This window comes from Vibrio sp. 1069, from assembly GCF_033340555.1.
Genome location: NZ_JAWOWP010000028.1, coordinates 1 through 15,344 on the forward strand (window position 1 = coordinate 1; position 15,344 = coordinate 15,344).

Sequence of the window (15,344 nt, forward strand, 5' to 3'; positions counted from 1 at the left end):
TCCGAAGAAACTATTTGGATTATCATCAACGAGTGCCCACACAGATTGATAGGTCTATATTGTTAAAGAGCTTGCTTCGTAAGCTTTGCTATCGAAGCGGAGGCGTATTCTAAGGAATTAATTTTCAGTGTCAAACACTTTTTTAAATTAATTTTTAGAAGTTTTCTTTCGCCTTCTTGCCAACCGCTTTTGCGTTTCCGCTTTGCCCTGACAACGGAGGCACATTATAGGGAGATGATTTTTCTTAGCAACCCCTTTTCAGAAAAAAATTCAAAAAAAAGCGTCGAATGATTAAATCTCACTCAAACGCTTATTTTTAGCACTCAGTTGTTAACTTCAAGTAGCAAATAGGCAATCAATATGTGTCTATCCAAGACTCTTCAAAGCCTGTGATATCGAGACTCAGTGATTGCGCCGCTTCGATTTGCTCGATAGCCTCTAGTTCTTTATTTACACTGCTCATCGTTAATGTGTTGTTGTCTAGCTCAAACACTTGGCGTTGCGTGGTGTAATAGAACTTAAGCGTAGTGAGCGCTTTTACATCGTCATTGCTCGCGGCTGCTTTAATGCTTTTTAGTTTACGAAAGATTTTGTTGTGCAGTTGCTTGAGTTTCCAAACGTACAGCACTTCTTCCATGTATGGTCGAGTTTTAATGTGATTCAATAAAGAGAGGGAAGTTGCAACTGCGAGAACGACACCAATCAAATTCCAATGGAAATTGCCCGTTGATTGTTCTGGTACGACTTCAGTGTTGCCAAACAAAACAATCAACAAGGTACTAAAGGCAAGAGAGGAGATGGCGAGCAACGCAACAAAACCGCCAATCACAAGGTTTACTTTCTTTTTATAAATGTCTTTATTTATCTGTTTGATTTCCATATACCGCTCCTAACAGGTTACCTCTATTTTCACCAGCGCACTCCGCACGACAATCGAAGCTTTGTAAGTAAGTTCACATTTGCTATTAAACTCGCATCCCTTCCCTGCTTGGGTATATACTTCCGCGCATTCACTCTTCCTATATAGAGGCTAAATTCATGCGCTCTTTTGTTTTACGAGCTCGCGCGGCGCCAACCACCAGCAAAGCACTGTTAGAAGGTGTTGGTAATGAAGCGCATACAGAGATTCTTGCTCATACCATGATGAACACTATGTTCGTTGCTCAATCACACCGTGAAGATGTGGTTGTTCACTTGGTTTTGGAAAGCACAAAAGACTTCTCACGCACCATTACTATTCGCTCCAACGACATCACCAACATTGGCGGCTTCCATGAGTCAACCTTGATTGCAGCAGTGGCTCGCGCTTTGGATGCTTCGGTTGGTATGGGTAAAGAGCAACTTCGTGAAGTCGAACCTGGTATTACCGTTCGTACAGTGAGCTTTGAACGCCTAGTACAAGAGCTGGCAGAAGATCACCAACTATATATGTTGGATAAGAAAGGCGAATTTGTTCGTGATGCAGAAATTGGTGAAAATCCATGTTTCTTGCTAACTGACCATATACCGATGCCGAAAAAGTCTTTTAACAGCTTAAAGCGCCTTGGCACAGAGAAGATCAGCTTAGGTCCTAAGATGCTTTTCGCTTCTCAGTGTGTGGTATTGATCCACAATGAGTTGGACATACGCGAATTCTAGTTATTCGCGCACACGTTGCTAGGTAATGAAAGAGGACTCCATTGAGTCCTCTTTTTTGTTTCTATAGGGATGCTAAGTTTACTTACCACCAATGCTCAAACGAGCAAAACGAACGTCTGGCGAGAAGAAAGTTCGGCTATCGTTAATTAACTGAGTATCACCCACTGCCTCAACTTCTTGCAGCATCTTGTAGAAGTTACCCGCTACCGTGATCCCACGAACTGGTTGAACGCGCTCTCCATCACAGCACAAGAAGCCACTCGCACCAAATGAGAAATCACCACTCACTGCATCCGCACCAGAATGGACACCTTGAAGCTCGACTAACTCTAGGTACTCACCCGCTTTTACTTCTGACGCACTGCTGTTGCCTGTCGCAATCACTTTGTGATTCGCTGATACGTCTAGGCTCGATTTTGCACCGCGAGCGGCACTTGCTGTCGAGACTGCGCCCAAGTAACTTGCGGTCTGGCTGTTGTGTAGCAAGGTTTTCAACTCACCATTAGCAATCATGACATTATCTTGAGTAGCGAAGCCTTCACTATCAAAACTCGCGATTGCCATACCATTTGGCATGTAAGCCGTATCAGTAAAGGTAATTAAATCACTCGCAACACGTTGACCAAGCTTGTCACCCAGTGGCGTAATGCCTTTCATCGCGCTTACGCCAGAGAAAGCACTGCCGAAAGCACCGAATAAACTTGCTAGCGCATTGATGTGGAAGATAGCAGGGTAGTTACCCGTCGCAACCGGTGCGCCTTCAAGAAGATCGCGAGCAAGGTTGTAGCCACCCTCGATACAGTAAGCTGGATTCAACTCATCAAAACGGCGACCCAGTGACATTCTACCCGCCATTGACTGTTTGCCGTCTTTTTCAAACAAGGTATACGCGTAACAAGTGAACGAGCGCTCGAAGTGTTGACACAATGTGCCTTGAGTATTGGCAATGATCAGTTGTGTTTCGCCATCGCTGTAACCATTGTAAGGTGCGCTAGAGGCGTGAGGCAGAGCCACTACGCCTTGCTCAAGAGCGAGAGACAGTTCGATTTTTTCGTCAACAGAAGTTGTATCTTCTTGCGCAATCTCAGCAACATCAGTCGCGATTTGACTGTTCACGCAACTAATCGTCTGATGTTCATCTTGCTTGGAAAAGCGAGCGCTTTGCAGTGCGTTGGTCAGCATCAAATCCAAGCTTGGTTGCTCTAACGACTCAGAATAGCTTGTTGCAACACGCGCATCTTTCACAACACGAACACCCAGAACTTGGCTTGAGCTTACTTTGTACTCATCCAGCTTTCCTTGGTTCGCTTTCAAAGAAAAGCTACTGTTACGGTTTACAATGACGTCCGCTTCTGCACCTTGGCGTTTTGCTTCTGATAGGACGTAATCAACCGCATTAAGAAGTTGTTGTTCTTGGCTCATTAGTTACCGCCTCCTACCAGAATGTTATCTACTTTCAGCGTTGGCTGACCGACAGTTGTTGGTACTGAACCACTCACGGAACCACACATGCCCGGCGCAAGCGCCATGTCTTTGCCGACCATGCTGATTTCTTTCAACACTTTTGGACCCGTGCTGATCAGCGTTGCTGTTTTCAGAGGCTTGGTGATTTTGCCATTTTCAATGAGGTAGGCTTCACGAACAGCAAAGTTAAACTCCCCCGTACCCGGTTGAACAGAGCCACCGCCCATCTTCTTCGCATAGATACCACGTTCGATGCCTGCCAGCATGTCATTAAGTGAATGCTCGCCCTCTTCGATAAAGGTGTTACGCATGCGCGAGGTTGGTGCGAACTTGTAGTTTTGACGACGACCAGAACCCGTAGGCTCATAACCTGTCTTCATGCCACCCATTTTATCGACCATGAAGCTGGTTAGCTTACCGTCTTTGATCAGTTGAGTGCGCTGAGTCTTCATACCTTCATCATCAATGTGAATCGAGCCCCATTCGTTGGTCATGGTGCCATCATCGACTGCATTCACTGCGGTGTGAGCAACCATTTCGCCCATCTTGTCGTGGAAGACTGATGCTTTCTTCGCAACTGAAGTGGTTTCTAGCAAGTGACCACATGCTTCATGGAAGATAACGCCGCCAAAGCCGTTACCAATCACCACCGGCATTTCACCCGATGGACAAGCATCCGCGCCAAGTTTTACTAACGCTTGCTGCGCGATAGTTTGACCTAGCTCTTTGGCATCAAGCTGTTCACTGAATTCCCAACCAGCAAGAGCGCCAGGACCTTCCATACCAGAAGACTGCTCATTACCTTTTTGCGCGACAGTGTTACCAGCAACACGAATGTAGTGGCGAGTATCGTCAACGTGTAGACCTTCTGAGTTGAAGATAGACACTTGTTGCTCGCGCTGAAGAACGCTGCCAATAAACTGGCTGATATGCTCACTCTCAGCACGTGCGGCTTGGTCAACTTTCAATAGAAACGCGATTTTTGAATCTAGGTTAGCATCCTTACTTAGCGACATGCGGCAACCATGTTGGATTGGGTAGCGGTTCAAATTCAAAGAACCCGCTGACGCGATTTGCTCACGCTTGTCTTTTGCAGCAAGCAGCGAGGTTACGCGCTTTAGTTCGGCTTCATCTGTGCTGTTGGTGTAACCGTAAAGCACCTTATGACCGAAAAAAAGACGAATACCGATACCAAAATCGATACCCGAGTTAACCTTATCCACTTCACCAGATGAGATCTGGACAGTGTTGGTTTGGTGATGTTCAACGAATAGTTCAGCGAAATCAGCCCCCAAAAAGAGTGCATGATCGATCACTGACTTCGCTGTTACAGAATTAAGCATGAAGTCTCCTTGCTCGATGATCGTCTTAGCCTTCCTAATTAACTGTGAAAAAGTTCAACAAAGTTAAATTGGCAACACGTTAAATTTTAACAGTTTTTTAACCTTGTTTTGTGCTAATCCTTGCTTAACGAGACCACGATTATTTATTAAATATTTCAGGTTCTGCTCATTCACCAGAGCGTTGCACTAGTAAATTCCACACAGCAAACCATTTAGGTGCTTACTTTATCACTCACCTCGCATAATTGAATACTCATTATAATTACGCTCAAAAAACGTATCCCTTCCGCAATGGTCCTGCTATCATCCGAACGAAATAGTCGGGGGGCCACACGACAAGTGTTGGCTGAGATCGAAATTCGAGACCCGTTGAACCTGATTCAGTTAGCACTGACGTAGGGAACTATGCACACTTTGCCTTTCGTCGCCCCTCTTAGGTAAGCGATAGCGATCGAAAAATCGATCTATCTGCAACGGTCAAAGTCAGTTCCTATACGTCTTGTAGTAGGAGCGACCATGACGCAGCAATCACAACCTCATTCACATCACACGCCAGCCTTGCCTACCCCTATCGTATTGACCATCGCGGGCTCAGACAGTGGTGGCGGTGCAGGTATTCAAGCCGACATCAAAGCGATGTCCGCAACCGGCAGTTTTGCTTGCTCGGTAATCACGGCGATTACTTCGCAAAATACCCAAGGCGTTTCTGCGATTTTCCCCATTCCTCTCGACCATGTAGAGAGCCAACTTGATGCAGTATTTACCGACCTCAACATCGTTGCAGTCAAAGTGGGCATGCTGGCCGATTCCAACATCATCAAAGTCGTTGCAGACAAAATTAAGCAATACCAGCCAAAACACCTCGTGATTGACCCTGTAATGGTGGCCACTAGCGGTGATCTATTACTGGAACAGTCGGCAATCAGCACTTTAAAAGAAGAATTGATTCCGCTCGCAGACATCATTACCCCTAACCTACCCGAAGGCGCAGCATTGACGGGTAAGCCAATGCCTCAATCAGAATCTGAAATGAACGATATGATTACCGACCTTCGTGCGCTTGGCGCCAAAGCTATTCTGCTCAAAGGCGGTCACCTTGAAGAAAATGAAAACAGCAACGATCTGCTTATCATGCAAGACAGTGCCGAGTTAATCAGCGCTAAACGCTTTCCAACCAAAAACACTCATGGCACAGGCTGCACGCTGTCTTCTGCTATCGCGTCTTATCTTGGCCAAGGCAACAACCTACACAAAGCGGTGCACCTGGGTAAGCAGTACATCAGCCAAGCTATCGCACACGCTGATGAATTGGATGTAGGTAAAGGCCATGGCCCTGTGAACCACTTTTTTGCGGGTCATACTTATGTTCGCTAACGCGATTGGCATTCAGCTTTCCGATGCTAGTCTGCGATACAAAGATAGCCAAACACCGACTTTAGCAGGAATGAACATGACCATTCCCGTCGGTAAATGGACGGTATTACTCGGACGAAGTGGCTGCGGGAAAACCACAATATTGCGTTACTTAGCTGGCCTGCTGGATGACCAAGTTGACTGGCATGGCGAACTCATCACAACGGATGGCGCTGCACTGCATGACCGTATCGCTTACATGGCTCAGCAGGATTTATTGCTACCGTGGTTGAATGTGTTAGACAACGTCTGCCTCAGTTCTCGATTTTCTCAAGAGCAAGCACCAGAGAAAAATAGACAACGTGCACTGATTTTACTAAGCCAAGTGGGACTCGCCGATTACGCGGATGCTAAGCCAGCTCAGCTCTCTGGCGGCATGAGACAACGTGTTGCCCTTGCTCGCACTCTGATGCAAGACAAGCCTCTAGTTCTGATGGATGAGCCTTTCTCTGCACTGGACGCGGTTACTCGTCATAAGTTGCAAACCTTGTCTGCCGAATTGCTGAAAGATAAGACGGTTGTTCTGATTACCCACGACCCACAAGAAGCGGTGCGATTAGCTCACCAACTCTATGTGTTGCAAGGCACACCTGCGCAAGCTCAGCACTTGGTCGTTCCAGACTCCAAGCCGCCCCGAGTTCTCGATGGAGAGTGCGCCGCGCTTCAACAAGCGATTTTGGATCAATTGGAGAAAGACTATGAGTGATATGACTCAGTACAACTCCGTTTCGGCACGTATTAGTAAAAAAGAACGCGTGACCCATCCGGCTCTGCGCTTAGTTATCAGCACAGCGGTGATCTTGGGATTGTGGCAGTTGGTCGTGGTGATATTCGACATGCCAAGCTTCATCTTACCTTCACCAATTGAAGTGCTGGATAGATTGGTCACTCGTTACGATGTCCTGCTCAAACATACTTGGGTTACCGCGCAAGAGATCTTATTTGGCTTGGCGCTTGGATTATCGATGGGTTTGCTGTTCGCATTGCAAATGCTGATGTTCGAGCCGCTGAAGCGTTGGTTATTGCCTATTCTGATTGCTAGCCAAGCGATCCCTGTGTTCGCCATCGCGCCAGTGCTCATGCTTTGGCTGGGTTACGGCATTGCATCAAAAGTAGTCATGGCGGCGATCATCATCTTTTTCCCCGTCACGACATGTTGCTATGACGGCTTGCGCAATACGCCAACAGGTTACCTCGACCTTGCCAAGACCATGGGCGCGTTTAAATGGCAGCTACTTCGTCATATTCAATTGCCAGCCGCACTACCAACTTTAGCCTCAGGTATTCGTGTTGCCGTCGTTATTGCGCCAATTGGAGCAGTGGTCGGTGAGTGGGTAGGTTCAAGCGAAGGCTTGGGTTATCTGATGCTCCAAGCCAACGCTCGCATGATCATTGACGAGATGTTTGCGGCGCTGTTTATCCTCGCCGTACTGTCTATCTCACTCTACTTCATCACCGATAAGTTATTGAAAAAAGCCATCCCTTGGGAAAGCAAATAATTACAGAAAATAACCAAAGAAAATTGGGAAAGAAAAGGAAGAACCCCGTGAATAAAAACAAACTTATGAGCGCTGCTGCTCTACTCGCTTCAGTGGTATCAACCAACGTTCTTGCCGCTGAAAAAGAGATGACACTGATGTTGGATTGGTTCGTCAATCCAAACCATGGTCCTATCGTGATTGCCAAAGAGCGTGGTTACTTCAAAGAGCAAGGTTTGAAGGTCAACATTCAGGAGCCGGCAGATCCAAGCACGCCACCTAAGTTGGTCGCGGCGGGTAAAGTCGACATGGCGATTTCTTACCAACCAAGCCTAACCATCGATGTCGCGGCTGGTTTGCCACTAATCCGCTCTGCGACTTTGATTGCTACGCCACTCAACACGTTGATGGTGTTGGACAACGGTAAGAATGAAAACCTTGGCGACTTAAAAGGCAAGAAGATCGGTATTGCGATCGCAGGCAACGAAGAAGCGACAATCGGCACCATGCTAGCGCAAGAAAACGTGAAGTTTTCTGACGTACAAATCATCAACGTAGGTTGGGCGCTGTCTTCGTCTCTTGCGTCTGGCAAGGTGGATGCGATTTGGGGCGGTCTACGTAACTTCGAAACCAACCAACTGGCACTAGAAGGTTATAAAGCTAAGGCCTTCTTCCCTGAAGAACACGGCGTGCCAGCGTATGACGAGTTAGTCTTCGTAGCCAATGCAAAAAACTACGACAAAGAAGCCATCAAGGCATTCAACAAAGCACTAGAGCAAGCGACCACTTACATCGTTAACCATCCAAAAGAGTCGTGGAAAGAGTTCGTGGCTTATTCACCAGACACGCTCAACAACGAGCTTAACCAACGCGCTTGGAACGACACGCTAACTCGTTTCGCTCTTCGTCCATCCGCAGTAGATCTGAAACGCTACGATGATTATGCGCAGTTCATGTATTCACAAAACATCATCGAAACACTGCCAAAAGCGAAAGATTACGTACCGAGCTTTGACTAATTCTACTGACCTTAGGATCTAAGCCTAGGGTCTTTTGATAACGAGATACTCATAATGAAATACCAAGATTTGATCGACGCTTGCCGCCAAGATTGGCAAGAATACACTGAGCATGCTTTCGTGCAGCAATTGGCGCAAGGCACTCTGGCTCAGCCTTGTTTTCTGCATTACCTAAAGCAGGATTTTCTTTTCCTAAAGCAGTACGCACGAGCTTACGCATTAGCGATCTACAAAGCACGTACTTTGGATGACATGCGCCGTGCCCTACCAAGCGTACACGCATTGCTCGATTCTGAAATCGCCCACCACGTGACTTACTGTGAGCAATGGGGACTGACAGAATCCGACTTAGAAAACGAGCCAGAAGATTTCGGCACTGTGGCTTACACCCGTTACGTATTAGATGCTGGCATGACGGGCGATCTTGTTGATCTATACGCGGCACTAGCACCATGCTCTATCGGTTATGCCGTAATCGGTAAGATGCTGATTGAAGACGAAAGCACTGTGCTCGAAGGTAACCCATACGCAAGTTGGATCAACCTCTACGGTGGTGAGGAATTCCAATCTGGTGTCGCAAAAGGTGCAGAACACTTTAATCAGTTATTGGCGGAAATCGATATCAATAGTCAGCGTGGTCAAAACCTGATTCAGGTATTCAAAACTGCAACGCGTATGGAAGTGGCATTCTGGCAACAAGGTCTAAACGCTCAGCAAGATTAATCGGAGAGTCTCATGTTAATTGAACAAATCACCCAAGCATTAACCGCAGTACGCCAGCAAAAGCCATTAGTCGTCAACATCACTAACTACGTGGTGATGAACAACACGGCAAACGCGCTATTGGCTATCGGCGCTTCTCCAATCATGGCGCACTCCAAACAAGAGATGACAGAGATAATGTCGTTCGCTGGCGCATTGGTTATCAACATCGGTACCCTAGACAGCGTTTGGACACCACGTATGAGCTATGCCGTAGAGCAAGCCAATGCCAACGGTAAAATCGTTGTACTCGACCCTGTCGGTTGCGGAGCAAGCTCACTACGTACCGAGACATCACGTGAGATCGCACGCCTTGCCGACAAGTTGATCATTCGTGGTAACGCCTCAGAAATCATCGGTCTCGCTGGCGAACAAGCACAAAGCAAAGGGGTCGATGCGTTAGACAGCAGCGACGCAGCACTTGGCGCAGCGAACTTCTTAGTTTCAGAGTATGGTGCAAGTGTGGTGATGTCTGGCGAGACTGATTACATCATCACGAAAGAGCAAACTGTGCAGCTAAACAACGGTCACGAGATGATGCCATACGTAACCGGAATGGGCTGCACACTAACGGCACTGACGGGTGCTTTCGCTGCTGTTGGTGATCACTCCGGACTTGCTGCCGCGGCGGTACTGGGCGTTGTGGGTGAAATTGCGGCTGAGCAAGCACGAGGGCCAGGCAGTCTGCAAATGAACCTGTTGGATGAGCTTTACCAACTGGATGAAGAAACACTGGCAAAACGCCTAAAACTCCAAGTGAGTTAAGCTTTCTCTAACAAATACCGGCCTCTCATTCCCTGTAGATGAGAGGCCCAAAGGAAACAAAATGAACGCCTATCGTTTATATTTGGTCACCGATGACCAACAAGATTTAGCCACACTAAAGCGTGTTGTGAGAAAAGCCGTGGAAGGTGGCGTGACCATGGTACAAGTCCGCGAAAAACACGGCGATGTGCGTGCGTTTATCGAACGTGCTCAAGCCGTGAAAGACATCCTTAAAGATACCAATGTGCCTTTGATCATCAATGACCGCGTTGATGTTGCACTGGCAGTTGATGCCGATGGGGTTCACCTCGGGCAATCAGACATGCCCGCAACTATCGCTCGTGAGTTGATTGGACCAAACAAAATCCTCGGCTTATCCATCGAAAATGAAGAGCAGCTTGCAGAAGCGGACTCTCTTCCGATTGATTACATCGGCTTGAGCGCAATCTTCGCGACGCCGACCAAAACCAACACCAAGAAGTTCTGGGGTATTGATGGCTTGAAGATGGCGTTAGAGACGACTTCACTGCCGATTGTTGCCATTGGCGGCATTAACGAAAGTAACATTCCGCAACTCAGCGCCACTGGTGTTCATGGCTTAGCTTTGGTTTCAGCGATTTGCCACGCAGAAGATCCAAAAGCCGCATCGGAATATTTATTAGGGTTGATGAGCTAACCTTGCTCACGCCTGAACAAAGCGCTTATGGATGAGCGCGTTTGCCTTTCAGTACTTTCAACAACCTCTCCTTTCACAACGAAGAGCTGCAATGTCACTTTCACGCTCGAATTGACAGAGCGTTGATAAGTTTTTCACGCCAGATAACGTAAGATAAGCCCCTTATTTTCACGTGGTTGAATAACCCTCAATAAAAACAAAACGCTCTCAATGAAAACCAAAAAATATGGATTGATGATGCTCGCCTTGTTTGTTCTTGGCATCATCCCAATGTCGCTGTTTGGCTCTTATCACAATCTCACTTCACAGGTGCCAGAAAGTCTGGGTATTACTTTTACTTTGCTCACTGATTCTGCTGGCAGCAAAGGCTTTTTAATTACCTTAACACTGCTACTGCTTTCTTTATTTCACTTTAAACCAAATCGCACTGAGTGGATGCAAAAACTCTCAATGTTAGGGCTGTTACTTGTGATTGGCTTTGCCAGCAAAACGGGGCTAAAACTGATGACAGAAAGCCCGCGTCCCTACACGGAATTGCTCGCAGCAGAACAATTGATTGAAACACCAGAAACGTTTTATCAGTTGGATACAAAGCAGCAAGCCAACGTAATTAACCAGATTTCTGAACACGTCAGTGATTGGCGAACGCGCCATTGGCAAGGCGAGAAAGACTATTCTTTCCCATCCGGCCATACGATTTTCGTTTCGATTTGTTTGGCTTTCTTTGGTGGTTTGTTCTTACAGAACAAGTGCTATATCTCTGCACTGTCATTGTGGATGTGGGGAATGAGCGTCGCATATAGCCGCTTATGGCTGGGCATGCATCGCCCTGAAGATTTAATAGGCTCAGTCTTGTTTGTCGCGATTGTATTTACTTTACTCCCGACATTTCAGATTAAGAAACAGATGCCGTTTGTTTCTCTTGCTTCGCGCTAATGTGAACGATTACTAGATAAAAAAAGAAGCCAGCGATTCGCTGGCTTCTTGCTTTAAAGCGCTACTTTTTTCTAGCCATTTCTTGGTGGTTCAAACGCTGTTAGTTCTAATTCTGGGCCAGTGTATTTTTCAATACGAACCAGTGCCGAGTTCGCCGCACAGCCGTTTGCAAGTCGAGAGGTCGGAATATCCAACGTTAACACGTTACAACCGCCGTTTTTACAAATGCCGGTTTTCGGATCCAGATCCGGCCAGCCGCCTTCATGAATACACACTGAACCTTGCTTGATTCGGTCAGTCACTTCTGCACCAACCAATACTTGGCCACGGTTGTTAAACGCACGAACTAGATCGCCCGTTTTAATACCACGCGCTTTCGCATCTTCAGGGTGAATCCAAATAGGTTCACGGTTTGCAATTGCGTACTCTTCGCGAATCTTCGCGTAGTTGAATTGGCTGTGTAGACGATGCGCTGCGTGAGCGGTCATTAGCTGCAACTCGCCATCTTTCGCAGTACCCGTGTACTCGGTTGGTGCCATCCACGTTGGATGTGGAGGACAGTCTTCCAACTGATAACCTTCAATGGTTTTCGAGAAGATTTCGATCTTACCACTTGGTGTACCGAGTGGATTCATGATCGGGTCTTCACGGAAATCTGCGTAACGAACAAACTGTGCGTTCTTCTCGTTCCACTTCATCTCGATCAGTTGGTTATCTTCCCAGAACTTGCTGAAGTTCGGCATTGCTACGCGAGAGCCACGGCCACCTTGTTGCGCCGCCTTGTAGAAGCCGTACAGCCATTCCATTTCGGTTTTGCCTTCGGTGTATACGTCACGGCCACCCGGAGCTAGCATCTCTGCCATGTCCGCGAATACATCGAAGTCATTACGCGCTTCACCTTGCGGCTCAACCACTTGCTTCATTGGCACCAAGTGTTGGTTACTGTAGTCACCCGTCATCGTTAAGTCGTTACGCTCGAACGATGTGGTGATTGGCAGAACGATGTCCGCGTGCTTCGCAGCCGCCGTCCAGTAAGGCTCTGAAATTACGATCAGCTCAGGCTTTTGCCACGCTTTAATCAAACGGTTGGTGTCTTGGTGGTGAGTAAAGTTCGCACCACCTGCCCACCAAATCATCTTGATATCCGGAAACGTCAGTTCATGACCGTTATGATGGTAGGATTGACCTGGGTTTTCCAACGCCTCGACAATACGCGCTACAGGGAAGCTTTGCACCGCGCCAGACACCGCCCAGTCGTTCCCCGCAGAAGAGCCGCCACCCAGCGATGCCGAAATCGCAGGAAGTACGCCAGCATCACGAGCAGGGTTACCACCGTTTGAGTAGTGGTAAGAGAAACCAAAACCACCGCCCGGTAAACCGATTTGACCCAACATCGTTGCCAGTGTAACCAGCATCCAGTGACGCTGCTCACCGTATTGTTGGCGCTGCATGCCCCAACCCGCCATCAGCATGGTGCGGTTTTTACTGAAGATGTCAGCCAGTAGCTCAAGTTGCTTCGCAGGTACTCCACAGATTTGTGATGCCCATTCTGCTGATTTTTCTACGCCGTCTTCTTCGCCCATCAGGTACGCTTCAAACTTGTCGTAACCTGCGGTGTATTTATCGAGGAAGGCTTTATCGTGCTTACCTTGTTTCACTAAGGTGTGTGCGATGCCCATCATCATTGCCACGTCGGTCATTGGGTGAGGAGCAATCCACTCCGCATTCTCACCAAAGAACTCGATGGTTTCAGAACGAATAGGGTCAATCGCAATGACCGTCTTGCCTGATTTTTTCAATTGATGGAAGAACTCAAGACCAGCACAGTCTGTTGAGCTCCACGCGATTTTTAGAGTGTTGATCGGGTTTAAGCCCCAAAGCACAACCACATCGCTGTACTCTAGTACCACTGGGTACGTGGTTTGCTGCTCGTATACTTCGATAGAGCCCACAACGTGCGGCATGATGACCTGCGCAGCACCCGTTGAGTAGTCACCCAAGTGGCCTGAATAGCCACCCGCCATGCTCATGTAACGTTGCAGCAAGGTTTGTGCTTTGTGCAGCACGCCACTTGAACGCCAGCCGTAAGAACCAGCAAACACAGAAGCCGGGCCATATTCTTTACGAATGCGCATGTGCTGCTCGTGTATCAGCTTGTAAGCTTCATCCCAAGACACCCGTACAAATTCATCGCTGCCACGAACTCCTTCGGGAGCTGATGGGTTTGCCAAGTAACCTTTGCGAACCATTGGGTACTTAACACGCGCTTTAGTGTGCACTTGGTCAGGACCGGTGCTTTGTAGGCTGTTTGGTACCGTTTGTGGCAATGCGTTCGTGGTTGAAACCAGCTTACCGTCTTGCACTTCACACAGCATTGGGCCCATGCGGCCCGCCGTTAGAATGCCTTTGCCGCGAGCATTAGAAGAAGCAACAGACATAGGTGCAAATGAAGTGAATGCCATTGCACCAGCCGCCATACCAGTGCCTTTTAGAAATCCGCGACGGGTCATATTAGTCATAATCTTATCCTTCTATTTATCGTTAGTGACCAACCACATCTTTCGCGTGGTGCTGGAAGAACTTGGTTAGAATTTCTAGGTTCTCGGCTGAAATATCAGTTCGATCACCCATACTTTTCGCTACCGGTCCCCATGCATTCACTGTGAAGTGATTTGAAGGAATTTTCGCGTGACAAGTTGCACAGTAAACGTTGTCCAACTCTTCTGCGTATGACCATACTGGTTCAAGCGTGTCAACAACTGGAGAATCAATAGCGCCAGTTAGAGAAACCGCGCGCCATTCGTTGCCGTAAACATCTGCCTCAAATTCACCAGTTTCAAGCGCTTGTTGGCCTTGCTCTGTTAGCGTTGCAACGATGGCACGTTGACCTTCTCCCATGTAAAGCACTTGCTCTGCGCCTTTCATTTGGAATGCGTTCAACTTAACAGTGCGGTTGTCGCCTTCAGAGCTGATTACTTCCAACTTCGTCGTTGGGTTAATTTTACCCATCTCACCCATTGCGATTTCAGTCACAGGGTAAACAACCTTGGCATTAGGTGATGTTTTTGTGGTGAAGCTCATCAACGTTTCAAATGCCTTGCTGTCTAGCTCTGCTTCTGGTGCAAAGTGCGCCACACCTTTATGACAATCGATACACGTTTGATCGTTTGCTTTCGCGTAAGCGTGCATCTTCGCCGCATCACGTGATTGCTCAAACTCTTCCATTGCATCGAAATCATGACACGAACGACACGTCGCTGAATCATTTTCACGGAACTGAGCCCATACCGTTTCAGCCATATCTTTACGATGTGCTTCATATTTCTCTGGCGTGTCGATCTTACCTGTCACAAATTCATGGTAGATGTCTTTCGACGCGCGAATTTTGGTGATCAGGTAATCCATTGGTTCTTGAGGAATATGACAGTCAGAACATTCCGCGCGAATGCCTTTCGCATTACTGAAGTGCACTGAGCCTTGGTACTCTTTGTAAGGGGTTTCCATAGAGTGGCACGAGAGACAAAATTCAGTATCTGAGGTGTAATGCATTACTGCCGCACTCCCCCCCAAAGTTAACCAGCCCACACCAATGCCGGCAGCAACCAGCAGTGCAACATATCGTTTTTTTATTGACATAATTAGCAACACTTCCAAATAAAATGTAATTATAGATCGCAAATTACTACTTTATGGGTAGTCCTCTCTTGATCCACATCATTTCCGTGTTGCTCTGTATGCCTCAAGTATGAAATTTTGTTATTTGCATCTCAAAGATGAATATATGGCAATAATCCATTACCCAGCCAACTATTCACCACACAAATCACTTTTATGAATGCAACTATTTGAT

General features: G+C 47.3%; 14 protein-coding genes and 1 riboswitch. Of the genes, 9 read left to right on the forward strand and 5 right to left on the reverse strand.

Going from position 1 to position 15,344, the window contains the following annotated elements; translation table 11 throughout:
- Positions 1-355 precede the first annotated feature (355 nt).
- Positions 356-880, reverse strand: a complete 525-nt coding sequence (locus R7040_RS22950) for a DUF3087 domain-containing protein (protein ID WP_170893875.1) — start codon at positions 878-880, stop codon at positions 356-358.
- Positions 881-1,038: 158 nt separating this feature from the next.
- Between R7040_RS22950 and trmY the strand changes: the two genes are divergently transcribed.
- A complete protein-coding gene (gene trmY, locus R7040_RS22955; RefSeq protein ID WP_017634347.1) occupies positions 1,039-1,638 on the forward strand; it encodes a tRNA (pseudouridine(54)-N(1))-methyltransferase TrmY in 600 nt (199 codons plus the stop codon).
- A 78-nt stretch (positions 1,639-1,716) separates the two neighbouring features.
- On the opposite strand, the gene R7040_RS22960 is transcribed toward trmY, so the two are convergent.
- Together R7040_RS22960 and R7040_RS22965 are read right to left on the reverse strand one after the other, a co-directional pair.
- Complete coding sequence (locus R7040_RS22960) at positions 1,717-3,060, reverse strand: TldD/PmbA family protein (protein ID WP_054575237.1); 1,344 nt, start codon at positions 3,058-3,060, stop codon at positions 1,717-1,719.
- Entirely contained in the window at positions 3,060-4,445 is a 1,386-nt protein-coding gene (locus R7040_RS22965; protein ID WP_064354468.1) for a TldD/PmbA family protein, read from the reverse strand. The genes R7040_RS22960 and R7040_RS22965 overlap by 1 nt, the downstream gene beginning before the upstream one ends.
- A gap of 311 nt (positions 4,446-4,756) precedes the next feature.
- Positions 4,757-4,864: riboswitch (TPP riboswitch) on the forward strand.
- A gap of 97 nt (positions 4,865-4,961) precedes the next feature.
- On the opposite strand from R7040_RS22965, the gene thiD reads away from it, so the two are divergent.
- The 8 genes from thiD (at position 4,962) to R7040_RS23005 (ending at position 11,494) form a co-directional block, all read left to right on the forward strand.
- Positions 4,962-5,819, forward strand: coding sequence for a bifunctional hydroxymethylpyrimidine kinase/phosphomethylpyrimidine kinase (gene thiD, locus R7040_RS22970; RefSeq protein ID WP_005383329.1), 858 nt, complete (start codon positions 4,962-4,964; stop codon positions 5,817-5,819).
- The gene (locus R7040_RS22975; RefSeq protein ID WP_064354467.1) at positions 5,809-6,564 is read left to right on the forward strand and encodes an ABC transporter ATP-binding protein; all 756 of its coding nucleotides are present in this window, start codon (positions 5,809-5,811) and stop codon (positions 6,562-6,564) included. The genes thiD and R7040_RS22975 overlap by 11 nt, the downstream gene beginning before the upstream one ends.
- Positions 6,557-7,357: an ABC transporter permease gene (locus tag R7040_RS22980; RefSeq protein WP_064354466.1), complete on the forward strand. Its 801-nt coding sequence runs from the start codon at positions 6,557-6,559 to the stop codon at positions 7,355-7,357. The genes R7040_RS22975 and R7040_RS22980 overlap by 8 nt, the downstream gene beginning before the upstream one ends.
- A gap of 47 nt (positions 7,358-7,404) precedes the next feature.
- Positions 7,405-8,355 (forward strand): ABC transporter substrate-binding protein, encoded by a 951-nt coding sequence (locus tag R7040_RS22985; protein ID WP_005374293.1) that lies wholly within the window; start codon positions 7,405-7,407, stop codon positions 8,353-8,355.
- 54 nt (positions 8,356-8,409) lie between these two features.
- Positions 8,410-9,078 (forward strand): thiaminase II, encoded by a 669-nt coding sequence (gene tenA, locus R7040_RS22990; RefSeq protein WP_053304011.1) that lies wholly within the window; start codon positions 8,410-8,412, stop codon positions 9,076-9,078.
- A gap of 12 nt (positions 9,079-9,090) precedes the next feature.
- Entirely contained in the window at positions 9,091-9,882 is a 792-nt protein-coding gene (gene thiM, locus R7040_RS22995) for a hydroxyethylthiazole kinase (RefSeq protein WP_318081183.1), read from the forward strand.
- Positions 9,883-9,943: 61 nt separating this feature from the next.
- Entirely contained in the window at positions 9,944-10,558 is a 615-nt protein-coding gene (gene thiE, locus R7040_RS23000) for a thiamine phosphate synthase (RefSeq protein ID WP_005374296.1), read from the forward strand.
- 210 nt (positions 10,559-10,768) lie between these two features.
- Entirely contained in the window at positions 10,769-11,494 is a 726-nt protein-coding gene (locus tag R7040_RS23005) for a phosphatase PAP2 family protein (protein ID WP_318081182.1), read from the forward strand.
- A 71-nt stretch (positions 11,495-11,565) separates the two neighbouring features.
- On the opposite strand, the gene R7040_RS23010 is transcribed toward R7040_RS23005, so the two are convergent.
- Entirely contained in the window at positions 11,566-14,013 is a 2,448-nt protein-coding gene (locus tag R7040_RS23010; protein ID WP_318081181.1) for a trimethylamine-N-oxide reductase 2, read from the reverse strand.
- 22 nt (positions 14,014-14,035) lie between these two features.
- Positions 14,036-15,130 carry a NapC/NirT family cytochrome c gene (locus R7040_RS23015; protein ID WP_005374302.1) on the reverse strand — a complete coding sequence of 365 codons (1,095 nt, stop codon included), beginning with the start codon at positions 15,128-15,130 and terminating at the stop codon, positions 14,036-14,038.
- Between the last annotated feature and the right edge of the window lie 214 nt (positions 15,131-15,344).

What these genes read in the sequence shown, in the direction of transcription:
- thiM (WP_318081183.1), top strand. Translation starts at nt 9,091, where the DNA reads ATGTTAATTGAACAAATCACCCAAGCATTAACCGCAGTACGCCAGCAA.
- R7040_RS22960 (WP_054575237.1), bottom strand. Translation starts at nt 3,060, where the DNA reads ATGAGCCAAGAACAACAACTTCTTAATGCGGTTGATTACGTCCTATCA.
- R7040_RS23010 (WP_318081181.1), bottom strand. Translation starts at nt 14,013, where the DNA reads ATGACTAATATGACCCGTCGCGGATTTCTAAAAGGCACTGGTATGGCG.
- R7040_RS22975 (WP_064354467.1), top strand. Translation starts at nt 5,809, where the DNA reads ATGTTCGCTAACGCGATTGGCATTCAGCTTTCCGATGCTAGTCTGCGA.
- R7040_RS22980 (WP_064354466.1), top strand. Translation starts at nt 6,557, where the DNA reads ATGAGTGATATGACTCAGTACAACTCCGTTTCGGCACGTATTAGTAAA.
- R7040_RS23015 (WP_005374302.1), bottom strand. Translation starts at nt 15,130, where the DNA reads ATGTCAATAAAAAAACGATATGTTGCACTGCTGGTTGCTGCCGGCATT.
- tenA (WP_053304011.1), top strand. Translation starts at nt 8,410, where the DNA reads ATGAAATACCAAGATTTGATCGACGCTTGCCGCCAAGATTGGCAAGAA.
- R7040_RS22965 (WP_064354468.1), bottom strand. Translation starts at nt 4,445, where the DNA reads ATGCTTAATTCTGTAACAGCGAAGTCAGTGATCGATCATGCACTCTTT.
- R7040_RS23005 (WP_318081182.1), top strand. Translation starts at nt 10,769, where the DNA reads ATGAAAACCAAAAAATATGGATTGATGATGCTCGCCTTGTTTGTTCTT.
- thiD (WP_005383329.1), top strand. Translation starts at nt 4,962, where the DNA reads ATGACGCAGCAATCACAACCTCATTCACATCACACGCCAGCCTTGCCT.
- thiE (WP_005374296.1), top strand. Translation starts at nt 9,944, where the DNA reads ATGAACGCCTATCGTTTATATTTGGTCACCGATGACCAACAAGATTTA.
- R7040_RS22950 (WP_170893875.1), bottom strand. Translation starts at nt 880, where the DNA reads ATGGAAATCAAACAGATAAATAAAGACATTTATAAAAAGAAAGTAAAC.
- trmY (WP_017634347.1), top strand. Translation starts at nt 1,039, where the DNA reads ATGCGCTCTTTTGTTTTACGAGCTCGCGCGGCGCCAACCACCAGCAAA.